Genomic DNA, 18865 nt, shown 5'->3' with positions numbered 1-18865 from the left:
CATGCCTTTCGAGGACGAACTCGGCGACGCGCTGCGTCGCACCGGCGCCGGCTTCACGGCCGACGACCAGCAGGGCCTGCTGGCCGGCGGCGTGCAGCGTGGCCGCCGCAGGGTGGCGCGCAGGCGCGCCGCGGCGGTGACCGGCAGTGTGCTGGCGCTGGCTGTGGTCGGTGTCGGCGGTGCGTACGGCGGGGGGCTGCTCGGAGGTGGCGGCGGCGCCGGTGGCGACGACGAGCAGCGCGCCTCGGTGGCGGCGGCGCCCAAGCCGGTCGGCGAGGGGAACGGAAAGATCTCCGCCCAGGACATGATCAAGACCTTTGGAGGGCTGCTCCCCAAGGGCGAGCTGACCGACGCGACGGCACGCGGCACCGACTTTCCGGCGCCGATGGTGTCGGGGGTCTTCGACGACGGCAAGGGTAAGGCCGCGATCGGGATCGCCTTCTTCCGTACGACCCCCGGGGACGAGGGCTACAGCAAGTGCGCGGACAAGAACTTCATTCCGTACGACGGGTGCACGGCCGAGACGCTGTCCGACGGCTCCCGGCTGATGATCCTCCAGGGGTACGAGTACCCGGACAAGCGGGAGGAGACCAAGAGCTGGCGGGCCACGTTGGTCACCAAGGACGGAGTCGTGCTCGACGCGAGCGAGTACAACGCGCCCGCCCCGAAGGGCGCGGAGATCTCCCGTACCGATCCGCCGCTCAGCCCCGCCCAGTTGAAGGCGCTGGTGACGGCCGAGCAGTGGAAGCCCGTGCTGGCCGGGGTCCAGGATCCGGCCGAGGCCAAGGCGGACCTGGCCAAGGGCAAGGGCAAGGGCAACGGCAACGGCAATGCCAAGGGCCAGGCCGGGGAGCCGACGGCGCCTGAGGCCACACCGATCGACGGCACGGCCGTTCATTCGACGCTCGTCTCGCTGCTGCCCAAGGGGCTGAAGGTGAGCGACAAGGGTGAAGGGGACGGCGAGTTCGCGTACATCGTCGTCGACGACGGCGAGGGCAAGAGCCTCGTGCAGATCAACGTGCAGCGGAACATGAAGGACGTCGAGTCGGAGCTCTTCCCGCAGGGCGCGTACGCCCTGCTCCCCGACGGCACCAAGGTCAGGGCCACCCAGCGGCCCGGTGAGAAGGGCGGCGAGGGAGTCGTCTGGTGGTCCGTCGACACCATCCGGCCCGACGGCCGGCGGGTCGTGGTCTCGGCCTTCAATGCTGCGACCCAGCACGAGGCCGCCACCCGCGACGAGCCCGCGCTGACCATGGACCAGCTGAAGTCCATCGCCACGAGTGAGAAGTGGCGCACGCTCAAGTAGCCGGCCCAAACAGGTGCACATGTCTGTCACTTGGCGTCGGAGTACCGCTCCACCACCGCCGTCGTGAACGGAAACCGCACCGGCGTCTCCCCGAACGCGATCCGCCCGGCCAGATCCCCGGCCGCGCGGATCGCTTCGGCGACGGCGGCCGCCTCCTCCGCCGGACAGTGCACGATCACCTCGTCGTGCTGGAAGAAGACCAGCTCCGCCCGCATCCCGGCCGTCTCCCTGCGCAGCGCGGCGAGCATCAGCAGCGCCCAGTCCGCCGCGCTGCCCTGCACCACGAAGTTACGGGTGAAACGACCGCGGGCCCGGGCGTTCGTCGACGCGTACCCAGGGACGAACTCGCCCTGTACGGAGTCCTCGTCCGCACCGCCCTCCTGGGGGATGCCCGCTTCGTCGTCCTCGCCCGCGCCGGCCGCCGGGGGACTCGTGCGGCCCAGCCAGGTCCGCACGAGGCGGCCTTCCTCGCCCGCGCGGGCCGCGTCATCCACGTACGCAACGGCGAGCGGGAAGCGGCGGCGCAGCGCCGCGAGGTTCTTCAGGCCGTCGCCGCTGGTCTGGCCGTAGATCGCGCCGAGCAGTGCGAGCTTGGCATGGGCGCGGTCGCCCGAGAACGCCCGGTCGGACAGCCGTGTGTACAGATCGTCCGGGTGGCCCGCGACCTCCATCAGGCCCGGATCGCCGGAGATCGCGGCGAGGACGCGCGGCTCCATCTGGTCGGCGTCCGCGACGACGAGCCGCCAGCCGTCGTCGGCGACGACCGCCCGCCGGATCACCTTGGGGATCTGGAGTGCCCCGCCGCCGTTGGTGGTCCACCGCCCGGAGACCGTGCCGCCGGGAAGGTACTCGGGCCGGAAGCGGCCGTCCCGGACCCAGTCCTGGAGCCAGCTCCAGCCGTGGGCCGTCCAGATCCGGTACAGCTTCTTGTAACGGATCAGCGGCTCCACCGCCGGGTGGTCGATCTCCTCCAGCTCCCAGCGCCGGGTCGACTTCACCTTGATCCCGGCCTGCGCGAACGCCTTCACCACGTCCGTGGGCAGGTCGGGCCGCACCCGGCGTCCGAACGCCGCCGACACCTCGTCCGCCAGCTCGGCCAGGCGGCGCGGCTCGCCCCCACCCGCATACCGCTCGCCCAGCAGCTCGTGCAGCAGCTCCCGGTGCACGTCCGCCCGCCAGGGCAGCCCCGCCCGGTTCATCTCCGCGGCCACCAGCATGCCCGCCGACTCGGCCGCGGTCAGCAGCCGCATCCGGCCGGGGTGCTCGGCGGCCTCGTGTCTTCGCTGCTGCTCGGCGTAGACCTCAAGGAGGCCCTCGAAGGGGATGGTCACCGGCTGCGGCTCGAAGAGCGAGGACTGCGAGCCCGGTTCGGCCGCGCGCTGGGGCGGATCGGGCGGTACGGGGGCGCCCCGCAGCCGCGCCCAGGCGGCCGCCGCGGACCGGGGCTCGCCGAGCCGCCCCTCGTGCCCGAGCAGCAGCAGCTCGGCGTCCTCGATGTCGTAACACCGCTCGACCCGGACCCCGGCGGCGAGCAGGCGCGGATAGACCTCTGCGGTGGAGCGCCACACCCACCGGCCTTCCCGCCCCACCTCCGGCCGCGCCCGCACCGCCTCGACGAGATCCGGCTCCTTCCGGACCTCCCCGGCGGGCAGCCCGTCCGGGCCGAGGGGGACGAGCAGCGCCCCGTCACCCTCGGCCGGGGACAGGGCCCACCGCTCGGTCATGGGTGCGAGTCTGGCACCCGCGACTGACAACGGCCCGTCGCCGGGCCGCCACCGGCCAGGGCGGCCTACGCCGCCGCGTGGAACAGCGCCGCCGCCTCACCCCGTGAGCCGACACCCAGCTTGGTCAGGATGTTCGCGACATGGAACTTCACCGTGGACTCGCTGATGTGCAACTCCTGCGCGATCGTCCGGTTGCGGTGGCCGAGGGCCAGGTGGGTCAGGACCTCGACCTCGCGGGCGCCGAGTGCGGTGAGCGGGTCGGCGGCGGGCTCCTGCGCGACATCCAGCGGGATCGTCGCCGTGACCGTCGTGCCCCAGCCCGGCACTGCGTCGATGTCCAGCCGCCCGCCCAGGACGTCGAGGCGTTCGACGACGCGGCCTGGGGCCAGCGCACCCGGCGTGAGGTCACCGGGGCCGTCGTCCCGTACGGTCGCGCGCAGCTCCCGCTCGGTGACCTGCCAGCCGACGTGCACGCGGGACAGCGCGTCCTGCTCCAGCACGGCCAGCAGCACCGCCCGGACGACCGCCCGCGCCGTGTGCGCCACATCGGCCGCCACCGTGCTGGTGGCCTCGGGCTCCGCCAGTTCGAGGCGGACCGGGCTGTAGCGGACCAGTGGCCTGAGCGAGGCGGCGAGCCGCGCGAAGGCCTCCTTGGCGGGCTCCTCCGCGATCTCCTGGTCGCGTTCCGCCTGGGCACGCAGCTCGACCAGGGCGGATACGGCCAGATCGGTCGCGGTCGCGCGGGCCGCGCCGTCGTCGAGGCTGCGGCTGCGCAGCACCCCCAGCAGCCCGGTCAGCGATGCCGCGTGCGCCTCGCCGAGCTCCGCGATCACCCGGGCGCGGGTCTGGGCCGCGGTTCGCGACCGGGCCAGTGCCCCCGGCACGGCCTCCGCCGCGAGCCGGTCGAAGTGGCTGGTCACCACGTCCCACAGGGCCTGTACGACGGCGACGGCCGCCGCGTCGACGGGCGCCTGGGCGGCCTCAGCGATCTCGCCGATCTCGCCGGTCTTGACGGTCCCGCCGGTCCGTACCAGCACCAGCACCGCGCCCCGCGGCGTGGCGTCGCTGGTGACGGCGAGCACCGGCCGCGCCTCCCCGGCGAGCTCGACGGTGCCCTGCCACGGCCGCCCGGCGATGCCCGACGAGAGCAGCGGGGCCAGATCGGCCGTGGTCATCCGGTCCGCGATCTCCGGCTCCCCGTACGTCTTGAACGGCGAGTGCGCACAGTGCGTGGACAGCTCGGCAGCCGCACGGTGCGGGACGAGCTCCGCCAGGACAGCGGATAGCCGGGGCAGGATCTCGCCCAGTGGCTGTCGGATGACGTCATAGGCGGCGGTCAGAGCGGGCACGGGTCCGGTCAGGTCCATACCGATCAGCGTAATCAGGCGTGTTGGGCGGGTGGCCGGTCTTTCGGCCAGGTCGGACTGTCCCAAAGGCCGGGCAGGCCGGAGCCCGCGGCGATCAACGCTGGAAGCGTCAACAGATCCTGATCCGAACGGAGTCCGGCATGGCAGCGAAGGACGTCATGGAAGCGATCGTGTACGAGGAGTTCGGTGGCCCCGAAGTGCTGCGGCACACCGAAGTCGACAAGCCCGAACCCGGTCCCGGGGAGGTCCGCGTCAAGGTGGTGGCGGTCGGCGTCAACCCGCTGGACCACAAGCGCCGTTACGGCTGGGTCGAACAGTTCTATCCGACGACGTTCCCGGCGATCCCGGGTCTGGAGTTCGCCGGCATCGTGGACGCGCTCGGTGAGGGCGTGACCGGGACCGCCGTCGGCGACGAGGTTCTCGGCTGGACGAAGACCGGCGCGTACGCCCAGTACGCCATCGCCGGTGACATCGTCCCCAAGCCCGCCGCCCTGTCCTGGGAGTCGGCCGCGACCCTCCCCGTCGCCGGCGAGACCGCCCAGCGGGTCCTCGGGGCACTCGGCCTGAAGCAGGGCGAGACGCTGCTCCTGCACGGTGCGGCGGGCGCGGTCGGCTCGATGGCGGTGCAGCTCGCGGTGGCGCTCGGCGCGACGGTCGTCGGCACGGCTTCCCCGCGGAACCACGACTATCTGCGGGCACTCGGCGCGATCCCCGTCGCCTACGGGGACGGGCTCGTCGCACGCGTACGCGCCGCCGCTCCCCAGGGCGTGGACGCAGTCTTCGACGCGGCCGGCAGCGGTGTCCTGCCCGCCTCGATCGAGCTGCGCGGCGGCACGACGGACCGGATCGTCACCATCGCCGACATGAACGCGGCCGACCACGGCGTGCCGTTCTCCGGCGGCGGTACACCACCGGAGCAGGTCCGGGCGGGTCTGACGGAGCACGCCCGCCTCGCCGCAGAGGGCCGTCTGAACATCCCGGTCGTCGAGACGTTCGTCCTCGCCGACGCCGCGAAGGCGCAGGAGCTGAGCGAGGCGGGCCATGTGCGCGGCAAGCTGATCATCAAGCCGTGATCACGAGAGCGTCCGTACGATCCGGGCCGGATTCCCCACCGCCAGCACGCCCGCCGGCAGGTCCTTGGTGACCACGGCACCCGCCCCGACCACCGTGTTCTCGCCGACGGTCACCCCCGGGCAGACGATGACGCCGCCGCCCAGCCATGCATTGTCGCCGATGGTGATCGGCTCGGCCTTCTCCCAGCCCTCCCTCCGCCGCTGCGCGTCCATTTCATGGGTGGGGGTCAGCAGTTGGACGTTCGGCCCGATCTGGACGTGCGCGCCGATCGTGATGGGAGCGGCGTCGAGGAAGACCGCCCCGAAGTTGATGAACGTGCCCTCGCCGATCCGGATGTAGCGGCCGAAGTCGCACTGGAACGGCGGCCGGATGCGGACGTCCGCGCCGACCGAACCGAGGAGTTCGGCCAGGATCCCGGCCCGGTCGGCGGGCGCGGCACCGCCGTTGGCGTTGTAGGCCGCGCAGAGGACGAAGCGCCGCTCCGTGTCGGCGGCCAGCTCGGGGTCGTCGGGCAGATACCAGTCACCGGCCAGCATGCGCTGTTTGTTGTCGCCCATGGCTGCCACCGTACGGACCCCGGGCCCCGAGGAGGAGGCGGAACTCCGCCGCAGTGCGGAGGCGGATGCTCCTGGCCTCCGATGTCTTCGCCTCGGGCCGCCGACAGCCTGGACGCATGCCGAGGATGAGAGCTCTGCCGGACGTGCCTCGCCGGGCCGTGATCGCCGCCCATGCCGTGCCCCTGATCGCCCTGCCCTCCGGGCTGTGGCGGCTTGCGCTGGTCGCCGGGCTTCCGGTCGGTGACGCGTACGAATCCACCGCGTGGTGGGAGCCGGTCTACGTCGTGATGCTCAGCGTCGTGTCCGAGTGCCTGGCGCTGCTGACGCTTGGACTGGTGCGGGGCTGGGGCGAGCGGGTTCCCGGCTGGGTTCCGCTGCTGGGCGGCCGCCCGGTCCGCCCGCTCGCCGCCGTCGTACCGGCGCTGCTGGGGGCGGCCGGGCTGTTCGCGCTGTACGCGTGGAGTCTCTACTGCCGACTGACCGGGCTCGGGGAGCCCATCGGCAACGCGTGGCAGGAGGCTCTCGCGGCGGTCTGTTACACGCCTCTGCTCGCCTGGGCTCCGCTGCTCGTGGCGGTGACCGTCGCGTACCACCGGCGGCGCCGACGGTCCGCCTGACCAGGCGCCTGAGCCGCACCCGGGCCGGGCCCCACCCGAGCCCGGGCCCGCAGCCTCACCGGTACCCGCGCCTGCACACCGGAGCCACCCCCGCCACCACCGCGATCAGCGTGCACGCCCCGGCCGATGCCCCGAGCGCCGCCCACGGGACGTCCACCGCGACCGGTGCCGACAGTGTGGCCAGCGCCGCTGCCAGGCCCGTCAGGTTCACCGCCGTCACGGCGCCGCCCAGCAGCACGCCGATCGCCACGGCCAGCAGGGCCTCGCCCGCGACGACCCGGACGACCTGGCCGCGCGTCGCACCGGCGAGCGCCAGCGAGCGGAGTTCGGCGGAGCGTACCGAGTTGGCCATCAGCAGGGTGTTGGCGAGCGCGATCGCCGTGTACACGAGGGCGATGCCCAGCACCACGACCAGCCCGAGGCGCGTCCTCGGGCTCGTACGGGGATGGGCGGCCGCGGCCCACGCGTCCGCCGTGCGCACCTCTCCGCCGGTGGCGCGCAGCGCCGCGGCGACCGCGGCCCGGTCCGAATCGGCTGCCAGCCGCACGTCGATGCGGTCGAGGCGCGCGGCCGGCGCGTTCGCGGCGGTGACGTAGGCGCCGTTGTTGCCGGTCCCGGCCGCCAGCACCGCCGCGATCCGCAGCGAGGCCGGCCGCCCGTCGCCGAGCCACACGTCGACGGTCTCGCCGACCCGGTGCTCGGCCCACTCCTCGTTGACGACGATGGACCGGTCGTCCAGGTTCCGCAGGTCCCCGGCGACGACCGGCAGTCTCGCGACGGACGCCAGGGCCGCCGGGTCGGTGACCGCGCGGGCCTCGGACCTGATGAGGGCGGTGCGGTCCTCGCGTACGAAGACGGCGGTCGTCGCCGAGCCCGAGACGACCGCCCCCGGAATCCGCCCCGGATGCCTGAGCCGCTCACCGGTGACCACGAGATCGGCGGACGTCTGCTCGCGCGCCTCCTCGCCCCTTGCGGCCGTCACGGTCGCCGCCGACCCCATGAGCGAGCCCGCGAGCGCCACCGTCACCAGCACGGGTGCCGCGACGGCGGCGGTACGGCGCAGGGCGGCGGCCGCGTTGGCGCCGACCAGCAGCCCGGTCGCCCCGGGCAGTCGCAGGAGCCGGGCCAACGGCCGTACGAGCAGCGGGGACAGGGCGGCGACGGCCGAGACGAGGACCATCGGCTGGGTCGTGTACGTCTTGCGCTTGAGCAGATCGGCCGGGTCGGTGGCGAGCGTCCAGCAGAGCAGCCCGGCGCCGGCCAGCAGCAGTGCGCCGCCCAGCAGCAGCCGCCCGGGCGGCATCGCACCGCTTTCGGCGTCGGCCTCGCGCAGTGCCTCGGCGGGGCCGGTCCTGCCCGCCCGGCGCGATGCCGCCAGCACCCCGGCGAACGCCACCGTCAGGCCCGTCCAGAACGCGGCGTGATACGGCCAGGCGTGGTCGCCGATCGCGAACCAATCCGGCGCGATCCCGCCGTCGACCAGCAGATGGGCGAGCCGCGGCGCCCCCCAGGCGCCCAGCGCACACCCCGCCGCCGAGGCGAGCACCCCGACGACAGCGGCCTCGGTGAGGAGCAGCCTGCGCAGCTGGCCGGGCGTCGCGCCCGCCGTGCGCAGCAGCCCGAACTCCCGCCGGCGCAGCGCGACCGCGAAGGCGAAGGTCGACGCGACGACGAAGACGGACACGAAGGCGGTGACACCGCCCGCGGTGCCGAGCAGGGAGTTCACGGTCATCAGTGCCTCCGCGTCCCGCTCGGGGTCCGGATCGGCGCGACGGCGGTCGTCACCGGTGAGCACCTGGGCACGGTCGCCCACGACGCGTCGTACGGCGGCGGGGTCGGCGGCCACGCCGACGGCGTTCGGGGTGTCGTCCGTGGTGACGGGGCCGAGCGCCCGGAGGTCGTGCAGCAGTTCGATGTCCACAGGCTGTGGATGGGTGAGCTTCTTCGACACCTCGGCGGTGTCGGGCCCGCGCTCCACCTCCACGGTCAGCGTGTCCCAGCCCATGACGACGACGGGCACTTCCGCGAACCGCTCCGGCGGCCTGACCGGGGCGTCGAGCGTCGACGCGAGCCCGAGCCCCATGGCGGCGAGCAGCCCGACCCCCAGAGCGAGCGCGACAAAGCTCCCGAGGAGCGTGGCCCAGCGGGTGCGCAGGGCGGCGAAGACGACGGTCAGCACACCGCACCCCCGGTCACGAAACCCCCGGCCACGAAAGCGCTGCTGTCCTCCAGCTGCGTCATCGCCGTCGCGACCTGCGCCGCCGAGGGCGACGCCAGCTCGCCCACGACGCGCCCGTCGACCAGGAACACGACACGGTCCGCGTACGAAGCGGCCACCGGGTCGTGCGTGACCATGACCAGCGTCTGCCCCTCCCGGTCCACCAGCTCCCGCAGCATCACCAGAACGGCCCGCCCGGTCGTGGTGTCGAGCGCGCCGGTCGGCTCGTCCCCGAACAGCACCTCGGGCCGGGTGATCAGTGCCCGCGCGAGCGCGACCCGCTGTTGCTGGCCGCCGGACAGTTCGGACGGCCGGTGCCGGGCACGGTCGGCGAGCCCGACTGCCGCGAGCGCCTCGCGCACCTGGGTACGGGACGGGCGGCGGCCGGCGAGCCGCAGCGGCAGGGCGACGTTCTGCGCGGCGGTCAGCGACGGGATGAGGTTGAACGCCTGGAAGACGAACCCGATCCGGTCCCGCCGCAGCAGCGTCAGCCGCCGCTCGCTCAGCCCGGTGAGCGTGGTCCCGCCCACCTGGACGGTCCCGGAGGTCGGCCGGTCGAGCCCTGCCGCGCACTGCAGCAGCGTCGACTTGCCGGAACCGGAGGGGCCCATCACGGCGGTGAAGGTGCCGGAGGGGATGTCGAGGTCGACGCCGTCGAGGGCGACGACGTCGCGGTGCACACGGCGCAGCGCGGTGAGCCGTACAGCTGTCGTGGTCATGGCTCCAGCCTTCCGGCCGGGCGGCGCGCGATCACGACCACTGGTGGGCGTCCCGGGGGTATGGCCGGCCCTACCTTCGGCCGTGGGTCGCGTAGGCTCCATCGGCGTGAACGTGGTGGAGCGGGCGCTCGGCGGTGCGCTGTACGCCGATGACGACGACGCGCTCGACACCGGCGCGTCGCTGCTGGCTGCCGACCCGGGCGCCGACGCGGAACTGACCCGGCGCGGCGAGGAGTTCGTACGCCGGGCCTGGGAGCGGGGCTGGCAGCCCGCCGATGTCGTACGGATCGTCCGGCGCGACCTCGACGAGCTGCACGTACGGCTGACCGCCGGGCTGATCGCGAGCGAGACACGGCGGTACGGGAAGGACTTGCCGCCGCGGTGGGCGGCGCAGCTGGCCGAGCTGCCGAGCGGGTACGAGAGCCGGCCCGCGGACCGGTTCTCGTATGCGACGGCGGTGCTGGAGCTGTACCGGCTGCTCGTACGGCTGCCCGCGATCGAGCCGGTGGGCCCGGTGCCCGGCTCGCCCGTCCATGTGGCGCCGGTGTCCGGAGGCGAGCCGCGCATGCTCACCCGGATCCGCGGGCTCCTCGCCAAGGCGGAGGCCACCGGCTTCCCGGAGGAGGCGGAGGCGCTCACCGCGAAGGCGCAGGAGCTGATGGCGCGGCACAGCATCGACGAGGCGCTGCTCGCGGCGCGCGGCCACCGCGCGGACGTGCCCGGAGCCTGCCGTATCGGGGTGGACGCGCCGTACGAGACGGCCAAGGCGATCCTCCTCGACGCCGTCGCCTCGGCGAACCGCTGCCGCGCGGTCTGGAACAGCGCCCTCGGTTTCTCCACGGTGGTCGGCTTCGAGGCCGACCTCGACGCGGTCGAGCTGCTCTACACCTCCCTGCTGGTCCAGGGCACCACGGCGATGACCCGCGCGGAAGCGTCGCAGCGCGCGGGCGGCCGCAAACGCACCAAGACCTTCCGCCAGTCCTTCTTCCTGGCCTACGCCGACCGCATCGGCACCCGTCTCACCCGGGCGGCCTCTCACGCGGAGCACGATGCGGGCACCGGCGAGCCCGGCGTACGCGGCGAACTCCTCCCGGTGCTCGCCGCCCGCGACGTCGCGGTCACGGCCCACACGGACCGCCTCTTCCCGCAGACGGTGAAGACCCGGGTCCGCGGGGCCACCGACGCGGCGGGCTGGCAGCACGGCAGGACGGCCGCCGACACGGCTCACATGCCGCCGCGCGATCGCCGGGACGAACTGCCGGGATAGGACGGGCGGTTCGCCGCCGGGCCCGGCCGTCGGGACGATGCCGGGCCCGGCCGTCCGGATCAGGATTGCGGGAGGGCCGTCGGCAGGTCAGTAGGAAGGCCGGACGGGAAGACCGACGGGGCGTCGCCCGGTTCCGTCTTCGTCAGGGAGTCCTTCGCGCCGGTGGACCAGGACACGACCAGGGTCGTGCCGTCGTTGGAGTCGACCGTGCCGGAGGTCCGTTCGGTGTCGCCGTCCGTGCACTTGAGGGACAGCGTCACCTTGCCGTCCTCCTTCACCTCGCCGTTGCAGACGTGCTGACCGGCGACGAGCGTGACGTGGCCGTCCTTGACCGAGAGAGCGATGACCTTGCTGTCGCCCAGCCCCGCCCAGGTGCCTTCGAGATCCCTGGGCCTGGCATCCCCGGAACCGGAGCTGCCGCCCGAGCCTCCGTCGGTCGCCCCGCTCGGCGTCGCCGTCGCGTCGCCGCGGTCCTTGCCCGGGTCGTCGCTGCTGCCGCAGCCGGTCAGCGCGAGGGCCGCGGCGAGACCCGCCGCGGCAACTCCCTTACGTACGAGCTTGTGCACGGTCTCGTCCCCTGGTCGCTTGCAAGACCGCGCCAAGCTATCAGCCTGCTACCAGGAGGACTTGGTCACTCCGGGGAGGAATCCCGCGTGGGCCTGCTCCCGCAGTCGCACCCGCGAGAGCCCGAACTTGCCCACGAAACCACGGGGCCTGCCGTCCACGCTGTCCCGGTTGCGGACCCGTGTCGGGCTCGCGTCACGGGGCTGACGTCGCAACTCGGCCTGGGCCGAGTCCCGTTCCGCCTCGGGGGTGCCAGGCCTGCGGATGATCTCCTTCAGCTCCGCACGCCGCGCCGCGTACCGCGCCACGACCTCCTTGCGCCGTTCATTGCGAGCGATCTTGCTCTTCTTCGCCATCAGACCTTCACCCCTCGGGCACGGATCCGGGCCACCGCGGCCTCGATCCCGATGCTGTCCACCGTCTTGATCGCCTTCGCGCTGAGCGTGAGCCGTACGTACCGGCCCTCGCTCGGCAGCCAGTAGCGCTTCTTCTGGATGTTGGGGTCGAAGCGCCGCGAGGTGCGCCGGTGCGAGTGGCTGATGGTGTTGCCGAAGCCGGGCCTGGCCCCGGTCAGCTGGCAGTGTGCGGACAACGTCACAACCTTCTCTTGGAAATGGAAACCATTTCCATTTATCCTAGCCGCATGTCCCGCAACGAACTACGCCCGATCATCAAGCTCCGCTCCACGGCGGGGACCGGCTACACGTACGTGACCCGCAAGAACCGCCGTAACGACCCCGACCGCATGACCCTGCGCAAGTACGACCCGGTCGCCGGCCGGCACGTCGACTTCCGAGAGGAGCGCTGAGCCCACGCCATGAAGCCTGGAATCCATCCCCCGTACGGGCCCGTCGTCTTCCGCGACAGGGCGGCGAACCACGCCTTCCTCACCCGCTCGACCATGACCAGCGACAAGACGATCGAGTGGGAGGACGGCAACACCTACCCCGTCGTCGACGTCGAGATCTCCTCCGTGAGCCATCCCTTCTACACGGGGACGGCGCGCGTGCTCGACACGGCCGGGCGTGTGGAGCGCTTCGAGCGGCGGTACGGACAGCGCGAGGTCCGTTGATGCTGTCCGTCGCTCTGGTGGGCGGGCTTCACTCGGAGGCCCGCACCGCCACGGTGGAGAAGCTGCTCGGCGCCGTCCCCGGCAGTGTCGCGCTCCACCACGACCTCTCGACCGCCGTCCAGGGGACGGTCGTCCGTACCGTCCGGGACGCCACCGGCGTCCTGTCCGCCGGCGACGCGCCGCTCGTCAACGACTGTGCCTGCTGCGCGCTGCGCGAGGACCTGGTGCCCGAGCTGGAGCGGCTCGCCGATGACGGGCTCACGCGGCTCGCGGTGGTCGAGCTGTGGGACTCGGTCGAGCCCAAGGCGATGGCCGAGGTCGTCGCCTCGCACGGCGGCGAGCGGCTGCGCCTCACGAGCGTGATCACCGCGGTGGACCCGGCGCTGCTGCTTCCGTATCTCGCCAACGGCGACGACCTGATGGACGCGGGGCTCGCCGCCGCTGCGACCGACCAGCGGACGGTCGCCGACACCTGGGCCCGGCAGCTGGAGTACGCGCCCGTCCTGGCGCTGGTCGACAGTGAAGAGGCCGATGACGAGGACCGGGCGCTGCTGGCGCAGCTGCACCCGACCGCCCGCCGGGTCTCCCTGGACGGCGGCGAGCTGGCCGAGGCCGCCCTCGCCGGTTTCGACGTCGAGGCCGCGGCGGCGGCGCAGCACCCGGCGTGCGCGCTGCTGCCGCAGGAGGCGGACGAGTGCGGAGTCGCCACGTATGTGTGGCACCGCCGCAGGCCCTTTCATCCCGAGCGGCTGTACGCGGCCCTCGAGGATCTGACCTGCGCGGCCGCCCGGAGCCGCGGCCGGTTCTGGCTGGCCGACCGGCCGGACACGCTGCTGGCCTGGGACGCGGCGGGCGGTGCGCTCTGCGTCGAGAGCGCGGGCCCCTGGCTGGTCTCGCTCCCGGACGCCGCCTGGGAGATGGTCCCGCCGGTGCGCCGCGCCGCTGCCGCGCTGGACTGGCACCCCGAGCACGGCGACTGCTGCCAGCACCTGGTCTTCACGTCGCCCGGCCTGGACCGCGACGGGCTGGCGGAACTCCTGGAGTCCTGCCTGCTGACCGATGCCGAGTACGCGGCGGGACCGGAGGCGTGGAAGCGCCTGCCACCCGCTTTCGATTCCCTCCTGGAGGTATGACGTGGCCCCGCGCCGCTCCGACCGCAAGCCGGTCAAGTCCCGCCCGAATCCCCTGGATCAGGCGAAGATCACCTACATCGACTACAAGGACACGGACCTGCTGCGGAAGTTCATTTCCGACCGGGGCAAGATCCGCAGCCGTCGCGTCACCCGTGTGTCGGCGCAGCAGCAGCGCCTGCTGGCCCGAGCGATCAAGAACGCGCGGGAGATGGCGCTGCTGCCGTACTCGTCGTCGGCCCGTTGACGTTCGGGGCACGCTGACGTTCGGATTCCGGGGCGGTCCGGCGGTCGCCCCGGAGGGCAGCAGAGATAGGTAGGGATTTTCCTACGCTTGACGCGTAGGTAAATCCCTACCTATTGTTGGGGGCGTGAACATCACCCACGCCTCGTTCGTCACCCTCCCCGTCTCCGACCAGGACCGCGCCCTCGCCTTCTACCGCGACGTGCTCGGCTTCGAGGTCACCGCCGACCTCCAGATGCCGCCCGGGCGCTGGCTGCAGGTCGCGCCGAAGGGCGCGCAGACCGTCTTCACGCTCTCCGGGCCCGGGATGGGCGGGTTCACGCCCGGATCCGCGCGGGGGATCATGTTGGTCACGACCGATGTCGACGCCGACTGTGCGAAGCTCGCCGCGGCCGGAGTCGCGGTGGACGGGCCCGACGACCTCCCCTGGGGGCGGATGGCCGGCTTCACCGACCCCGACGGCAACGGCCTGATGCTGCTGACGGAGAAGGAAGGCCTGTAAGCCCCCATGGTCACCACCGGTGAACGCGAGGACCGGCTCTTCGCCGCGCTCGCGAACACCACCCGCCGCGAAGTGCTCCGGCTGCTGCGCGAGGACGGCCCCCAGCCCGTCCAGGCCATAGCCGACCACTTCGACATGCGCAGGCCGAGCCTCTCGGAGCACCTCAAGGTGCTGCGGGAGGCCGGTCTCGTGTCCGAGGAGCGATCCGGCCGGCAGCGTATCTACCGCCTCGAAGCGACTCCGCTCGCCGACGTGCAGGACTGGCTCCATCCGTACGAGCGGTTCTGGCGCGACCGGCTCACGGGCCTCGGCGAACTGCTGGACCGTATGCCTGACGATGAGTCATGAGCTTTGCCAGTGACGACAACGACCTCACCACCATCCGGGTCGCCCAGTTTCTCGCCCATCCGCCCGCCAAGGTCTGGCGTGCGCTGACCGAACCCGAGCTCATCGCCCAGTGGCTGATGCCCGGGGACTTCCGACTGGAAGTCGGCCACCGCTACACGATGACCTCCGTGCCCCGTCCGGGCTCCGGCTTCTCAGGGACCGTCGAGGCCGAGATCCAGGCCTTCGAGCGGGAGCGGATGCTCCGCGTCCACTGGGTCGACGCCGACCCCGGCTCCAATGTGGACTGGACAATTACGTGGACCCTGGAGCCGGAAGGGCGTGGAACGCGTCTCTTTCTCGTGCACGAGGGTTTCGATCCGGACGATCCCGCCCAGCGAATGGCCCACAAGATCATGGGCGGCGGCTGGCGCTCGCAGGTCATGAGGGCGCTGGAGGCCGCGCTGGATCGGTTGTGAGCCAGGCTGTAACCGAGGGACCACCCCGCGTGCACGTGCATCTGCTCATGCATCCGCATATGAACACAGCTATGATCCGAGACAGTTGACACTTGCACCTTGTAACTCGGGGAGCGTCCTGTGCACGACGTGTACAACGGCATGGCGGCGACAGAGCTTCACGGGGTCGTCTGGCAGAAGAGCAGGCACAGCAACTCCCAGGGTTCATGCGTGGAGTTTGCAAAATTGCCTGGTGGGAACGTTGCGGTGCGCAATTCGCGCTACCCGGACGGGCCCGCGCTGGTGTATACGCCGGCCGAGATCGAGGCGCTGCTGCTCGGCGTCAAGGACGGGGAGTTCGACCATCTGGCAGGCGGCTGACTCCCGAGGCCCCGAGGGCTCCTGAAGCCCCGGGGCGGGAGTCAGCCGTGCTCGGTCGTGCGCCTCGCTGTATCGGTGGTGCGTCTCACTGCACCGGTGGTGCTCCTCGCCCCACCGGTCGTGCGCCTCACTCCATCGGCAGCCGGAACAGCGCCCACACGACCTTCCCCGTCAGCGGCCCGGCCAGCGGATGCCAGCCCCAGCTGTCGCTGAAGGAATCGACGAGAAACAGCCCCCGGCCGCATTCGGCGGAGTCCTCCGCCTCGCCCGCCACCGGGCTCTCCTGGCTCGGATCGCGCACCGCGCACACGAGCCGCCCCGTCCAGCGCATCAAGTGCAGCCGCACGGGCGGCTCCTGCTCACGCTCGCGCGGGTTGTCCGCGGGCAGGGCGTGGCGCAGCGCGTTGGTGACGAGTTCGGAGACGACGAGTGCGACATCGTCGAAGCGTTCGGCCAGTTCCCAGTGGGTCAGCGTTCTGCTCGTGAACTTCCGGGCACCGCGCACGGCTTCGTAGCGGGCGGGCAGGGCGCAGGAGGCGGAGCTGGAGACGGCCGCGGGATCGATGGGCGGAAGTCCCTGCCGTAACGGCTCGAGCATGGTCGATCCATTCGTCCCCATGCGAGGCACTCCCGGGAATCGCGGCTGTGACGCTACAACACGAACGAGCACGAACGAGTACGCAGGTGCGCGGGGTCCATGGTTCCGAATGAGGTAGGCAGATGCAAGGGCAGATGCACGTGCACGCGCCCGGCCTGTCCGGCCCCGTGCCGGTTCACGCTCTTTTCTTCCCTGAGCTTCTTTCACGCCCTTCCCAATGGCTTCCTGTTTCCGTAATCGATTGAGTACGGGGCGAAGCGTTTTGGTGGCAGAATCCGGGACTCGGGGTTCGGGGGTGCTCCGGGAAACAAGCAGCGATGGGGAGGGTTGGAGACGTGACCGCAGTGGAGTCGAGCGGAAGTGTGGTGCGGCGCATCCTGCTGGGCTCGCAGCTGAGGCGGCTCCGGGAGTCCCGCGGCATCACCCGTGAGGCGGCCGGCTACTCGATCCGCGCATCCGAATCCAAGATCAGCCGTATGGAGTTGGGAAGGGTGAGCTTCAAGGCCAGGGATGTCGAGGACCTCCTCACGCTCTACGGCGTCACCGACGAGGCGGAGCGCGACGCCCTGCTCGGCCTGGCCCGCGAGGCCAATGTGGCGGGCTGGTGGCACAGCTTCGGCGATGTGCTGCCCGGCTGGTTCCAGACGTACATCGGCCTGGAGGGTGCCGCCTCGCTCATCCGGATCTACGAAGTCCAGTTCGTCCATGGCCTGCTGCAGACCGAGGCGTACGCCCACGCGGTCGTCTCCCGGGGCATGCCCGGTGCGCCGCGCGCCGAGATCGACCGACGGGTCGCGCTGCGCCTGGAGCGCCAGAAGGTGCTCGTGTCCGAGCGGGCGCCGCGCTTCCACGCCGTACTGGACGAGGCTGCGCTGCGCCGGCCGTACGGCGACCGGTCGGTGATGCAGGGTCAGCTCAGGCATCTGATCGAGATCTCCGAGCAGCCGAACATCACGCTGCAGGTGATGCCGTTCAGCTTCGGCGGCCATGCGGGCGAGTCCGGGGCATTCACGATGCTGAGCTTCCCCGAGTCGGATCTCTCCGACATCGTGTATCTGGAGCAACTGACCAGCGCGCTGTACCTCGACAAGCGGGAAGAAGTCGCCCTGTACGAACGGGTGATGGACCGGCTGCAGAGCGATTCGCCGGATCCCGGGGAGAGCCGGGACGTGCTCCGCGGTCTCCTCCAACTCACGTAAAACGACAGTACGATGACGCGGCATCAGGACCCTGCACCGTATGCGCCTGCAGTAAGGGATCGTATGTCCTACTTCACCGACCTGGCCCACCAGTACATCGACGGCGAGTGGCGGACCGGCAGCGGCTCGTGGGACATCATCGACTTCAATCCGTACAACGGTGAGAAGCTCGCCGCCATCACGGTCGCCACGGTTGCAGAGGTCGACCAGGCGTACCGGGCGGCGGAGCGGGCGCAGCGCCCCTGGGCCCGGACCAATCCGTACAGCCGCAGACTCGTCCTCGAGCGCGCCCTGCGCATCGTCGAAGAGCGCGAGGACGACATCGCCGAGGCGATCACCGAGGAACTCGGCGGGACCCGTCTGAAGGCCGGGTACGAGATCCATCTCGCGAAGGAGTTCCTGCGCGAGGCGATACAGCTGGCGGTGCGTCCCGAGGGCAGGATCCTTCCCTCGCCGGTGGACGGCAAGGAGAACCGCGTCTACCGGCTGCCCGTCGGCGTCATAGGCGTGATCACCCCGTACAACTTCCCCTTCCTGGTGACCCTCAAGTCGGTCGCGCCCGCGCTGGCGCTCGGCAATGCGGTCGTCGTCAAGCCCAACCAGAACACCCCGGTGGTCGGCGGTGGACTGATCGCCAAGATCTTCGAGGACGCGGGCCTGCCGTCCGGTCTGCTCAACGTCCTCGTCACGGACATCGCCGAGATCGGCGACGCGCTCATCGAGCACCCCGTCCCGAAGGTGATCTCGTTCGCCGGCTCGGACCGTGTCGGCCGCCATGTCGGAGCGGTCGCGGGCAGCAACTTCAAGCGGTCGATCCTGGAGCTGAGCGGCAACAGCGCGCTGGTCGTCCTCGACGACGCCGATCTCGACTACGCGGTGGACGCCGCGGTCTTCAGCCGCTTCGTGTACCAGGGCCAGGTCTGTATGGCCGCCAACCGGATACTTGTGGACCGGTCCGTGGAGGCGGAGTTCACCGAGAAGTTCACGGCGAAGGTGGCGGCGCTGCGCACCGGCGACCCGCGGGACCCGGAGACCCAGATCGGCCCCGTCATCAACAACTTCCAGGCCGAGGCGCTGTCCGGACTGGTGGACCAGGCGGTGGCGGACGGGGCCAAGGCGCTCGTCCGGGGACGTACGCACGGCAATCTCGTCGAGCCGACGGTGCTGGCCGGGCTGCCGGAGGACTCGCCGCTGCTGCAGCAGGAGATCTTCGGCCCGGTGGCGCTGCTCGTGCCGTTCGACGGCGAGGAGGAGGCCGTACGGATCGCCAACGACAGCCCGTACGGCCTGAGCGGCGCGGTGCACACGAGCGACGTGGAGCGGGGTGTGCGGTTCGCGCAGCGCATCGAGACCGGGATGTTCCACGTCAACGACTCGACGATCCAGGACGAGCCGCTGGTCGCCTTCGGTGGCGAGAAGCTTTCCGGGCTCGGGCGGCTCAACGGCGATGCGACGGTGGAGGCGTTCACCACGCAGAAGTGGATCTCGGTGCAGCACGGCCGGACGAGGTTTCCGTTCTAGATTCCCCGAATCCCCGCTCGACG

Annotated in this window: 23 protein-coding genes; 14 read left to right on the top strand and 9 right to left on the bottom strand. The window is 71.7% G+C overall.

Going from position 1 to position 18865, the window contains the following annotated elements:
* The first annotated feature begins 1 nt into the window (after position 1).
* Positions 2 to 1306 carry a hypothetical protein gene (locus ACWCXB_RS25910; RefSeq protein WP_450725965.1) on the top strand — a complete coding sequence of 435 codons (1305 nt, stop codon included), beginning with the start codon at positions 2 to 4 and terminating at the stop codon, positions 1304 to 1306.
* A 26-nt stretch (positions 1307 to 1332) separates the two neighbouring features.
* Here ACWCXB_RS25910 and ACWCXB_RS25905 read toward each other — a convergent pair whose 3' ends face one another.
* Both ACWCXB_RS25905 and ACWCXB_RS25900 read right to left on the bottom strand, forming a co-directional pair.
* Complete coding sequence (locus tag ACWCXB_RS25905; protein ID WP_450725964.1) at positions 1333 to 3030, bottom strand: bifunctional 3'-5' exonuclease/DNA polymerase; 1698 nt, start codon at positions 3028 to 3030, stop codon at positions 1333 to 1335.
* Positions 3031 to 3095: 65 nt separating this feature from the next.
* Positions 3096 to 4397, bottom strand: a complete 1302-nt coding sequence (locus tag ACWCXB_RS25900; RefSeq protein ID WP_450725962.1) for a LuxR C-terminal-related transcriptional regulator — start codon at positions 4395 to 4397, stop codon at positions 3096 to 3098.
* Positions 4398 to 4555: 158 nt separating this feature from the next.
* Between ACWCXB_RS25900 and ACWCXB_RS25895 the strand changes: the two genes are divergently transcribed.
* Entirely contained in the window at positions 4556 to 5470 is a 915-nt protein-coding gene (locus tag ACWCXB_RS25895; protein WP_450726048.1) for an NADP-dependent oxidoreductase, read from the top strand.
* Here ACWCXB_RS25895 and ACWCXB_RS25890 read toward each other — a convergent pair whose 3' ends face one another.
* Positions 5471 to 6028 carry a sugar O-acetyltransferase gene (locus ACWCXB_RS25890; RefSeq protein WP_450725960.1) on the bottom strand — a complete coding sequence of 186 codons (558 nt, stop codon included), beginning with the start codon at positions 6026 to 6028 and terminating at the stop codon, positions 5471 to 5473.
* A gap of 116 nt (positions 6029 to 6144) precedes the next feature.
* Between ACWCXB_RS25890 and ACWCXB_RS25885 the strand changes: the two genes are divergently transcribed.
* The gene (locus ACWCXB_RS25885) at positions 6145 to 6645 is read left to right on the top strand and encodes a hypothetical protein (protein WP_450725959.1); all 501 of its coding nucleotides are present in this window, start codon (positions 6145 to 6147) and stop codon (positions 6643 to 6645) included.
* A gap of 55 nt (positions 6646 to 6700) precedes the next feature.
* Here the strand turns inward: ACWCXB_RS25885 and ACWCXB_RS25880 are convergent, their stop codons facing one another.
* Positions 6701 to 8824, bottom strand: a complete 2124-nt coding sequence (locus ACWCXB_RS25880; protein ID WP_450725957.1) for an FtsX-like permease family protein — start codon at positions 8822 to 8824, stop codon at positions 6701 to 6703.
* Positions 8818 to 9582, bottom strand: a complete 765-nt coding sequence (locus ACWCXB_RS25875; protein WP_450725955.1) for an ABC transporter ATP-binding protein — start codon at positions 9580 to 9582, stop codon at positions 8818 to 8820. The genes ACWCXB_RS25880 and ACWCXB_RS25875 overlap by 7 nt, the downstream gene beginning before the upstream one ends.
* A 115-nt stretch (positions 9583 to 9697) precedes the next feature.
* Here ACWCXB_RS25875 and ACWCXB_RS25870 point away from each other — a divergent pair, with 115 nt between their 5' ends.
* A complete protein-coding gene (locus ACWCXB_RS25870) occupies positions 9698 to 10849 on the top strand; it encodes a DUF2786 domain-containing protein (protein ID WP_450726047.1) in 1152 nt (383 codons plus the stop codon).
* A gap of 59 nt (positions 10850 to 10908) precedes the next feature.
* On the opposite strand, the gene ACWCXB_RS25865 is transcribed toward ACWCXB_RS25870, so the two are convergent.
* From ACWCXB_RS25865 to rpmB, 3 genes are read right to left on the bottom strand one after another with little or no spacing between them, the layout of a single operon-like run.
* Positions 10909 to 11415 carry a hypothetical protein gene (locus ACWCXB_RS25865; protein WP_450725954.1) on the bottom strand — a complete coding sequence of 169 codons (507 nt, stop codon included), beginning with the start codon at positions 11413 to 11415 and terminating at the stop codon, positions 10909 to 10911.
* Positions 11416 to 11463: 48 nt separating this feature from the next.
* A complete protein-coding gene (gene rpsN, locus ACWCXB_RS25860; protein ID WP_450725953.1) occupies positions 11464 to 11769 on the bottom strand; it encodes a 30S ribosomal protein S14 in 306 nt (101 codons plus the stop codon).
* Positions 11769 to 12005 (bottom strand): 50S ribosomal protein L28, encoded by a 237-nt coding sequence (gene rpmB, locus ACWCXB_RS25855; RefSeq protein ID WP_450725952.1) that lies wholly within the window; start codon positions 12003 to 12005, stop codon positions 11769 to 11771. The genes rpsN and rpmB overlap by 1 nt, the downstream gene beginning before the upstream one ends.
* A 51-nt stretch (positions 12006 to 12056) precedes the next feature.
* Here rpmB and rpmG point away from each other — a divergent pair, with 51 nt between their 5' ends.
* The 8 genes from rpmG to ACWCXB_RS25815 all read left to right on the top strand — a co-directional run bounded on the left by rpmG (position 12057) and on the right by ACWCXB_RS25815 (position 15524).
* Positions 12057 to 12221 carry a 50S ribosomal protein L33 gene (gene rpmG, locus ACWCXB_RS25850; RefSeq protein ID WP_450725950.1) on the top strand — a complete coding sequence of 55 codons (165 nt, stop codon included), beginning with the start codon at positions 12057 to 12059 and terminating at the stop codon, positions 12219 to 12221.
* Between the two features lie 9 nt (positions 12222 to 12230).
* Complete coding sequence (locus tag ACWCXB_RS25845) at positions 12231 to 12485, top strand: type B 50S ribosomal protein L31 (protein ID WP_450725948.1); 255 nt, start codon at positions 12231 to 12233, stop codon at positions 12483 to 12485.
* Positions 12485 to 13618: a CobW family GTP-binding protein gene (locus ACWCXB_RS25840; protein ID WP_450725947.1), complete on the top strand. Its 1134-nt coding sequence runs from the start codon at positions 12485 to 12487 to the stop codon at positions 13616 to 13618. Before ACWCXB_RS25845 ends, ACWCXB_RS25840 begins: the two co-directional genes overlap by 1 nt.
* Position 13619: 1 nt before the next feature.
* Complete coding sequence (gene rpsR / locus ACWCXB_RS25835) at positions 13620 to 13862, top strand: 30S ribosomal protein S18 (protein ID WP_385421042.1); 243 nt, start codon at positions 13620 to 13622, stop codon at positions 13860 to 13862.
* A gap of 124 nt (positions 13863 to 13986) precedes the next feature.
* On the top strand, positions 13987 to 14361 hold the full coding sequence (locus ACWCXB_RS25830; protein ID WP_450725945.1) for a VOC family protein: 375 nt from the start codon (positions 13987 to 13989) through the stop codon (positions 14359 to 14361).
* Between the two features lie 6 nt (positions 14362 to 14367).
* Positions 14368 to 14709: a metalloregulator ArsR/SmtB family transcription factor gene (locus tag ACWCXB_RS25825; protein ID WP_450725943.1), complete on the top strand. Its 342-nt coding sequence runs from the start codon at positions 14368 to 14370 to the stop codon at positions 14707 to 14709.
* Positions 14706 to 15164 (top strand): SRPBCC family protein, encoded by a 459-nt coding sequence (locus tag ACWCXB_RS25820; protein ID WP_450725941.1) that lies wholly within the window; start codon positions 14706 to 14708, stop codon positions 15162 to 15164. The genes ACWCXB_RS25825 and ACWCXB_RS25820 overlap by 4 nt, the downstream gene beginning before the upstream one ends.
* Positions 15165 to 15284: 120 nt before the next feature.
* Complete coding sequence (locus tag ACWCXB_RS25815) at positions 15285 to 15524, top strand: DUF397 domain-containing protein (RefSeq protein WP_351229578.1); 240 nt, start codon at positions 15285 to 15287, stop codon at positions 15522 to 15524.
* 127 nt (positions 15525 to 15651) lie between these two features.
* Here the strand turns inward: ACWCXB_RS25815 and ACWCXB_RS25810 are convergent, their stop codons facing one another.
* The gene (locus tag ACWCXB_RS25810; RefSeq protein ID WP_450725939.1) at positions 15652 to 16143 is read right to left on the bottom strand and encodes an ATP-binding protein; all 492 of its coding nucleotides are present in this window, start codon (positions 16141 to 16143) and stop codon (positions 15652 to 15654) included.
* A gap of 296 nt (positions 16144 to 16439) precedes the next feature.
* Between ACWCXB_RS25810 and ACWCXB_RS25805 the strand changes: the two genes are divergently transcribed.
* Positions 16440 to 17321, top strand: a complete 882-nt coding sequence (locus ACWCXB_RS25805) for a helix-turn-helix domain-containing protein (RefSeq protein ID WP_450725937.1) — start codon at positions 16440 to 16442, stop codon at positions 17319 to 17321.
* Positions 17322 to 17384: 63 nt separating this feature from the next.
* Entirely contained in the window at positions 17385 to 18842 is a 1458-nt protein-coding gene (locus ACWCXB_RS25800) for an aldehyde dehydrogenase family protein (protein ID WP_450725935.1), read from the top strand.
* The last annotated feature ends 23 nt before the right edge of the window (positions 18843 to 18865 follow it).

The organism is Streptomyces sp. NPDC001514, assembly GCF_053597075.1.
The sequence above is the reverse complement of the archived record's forward strand: the minus strand, read 5'-3'. Positions and strand labels throughout refer to the sequence as shown.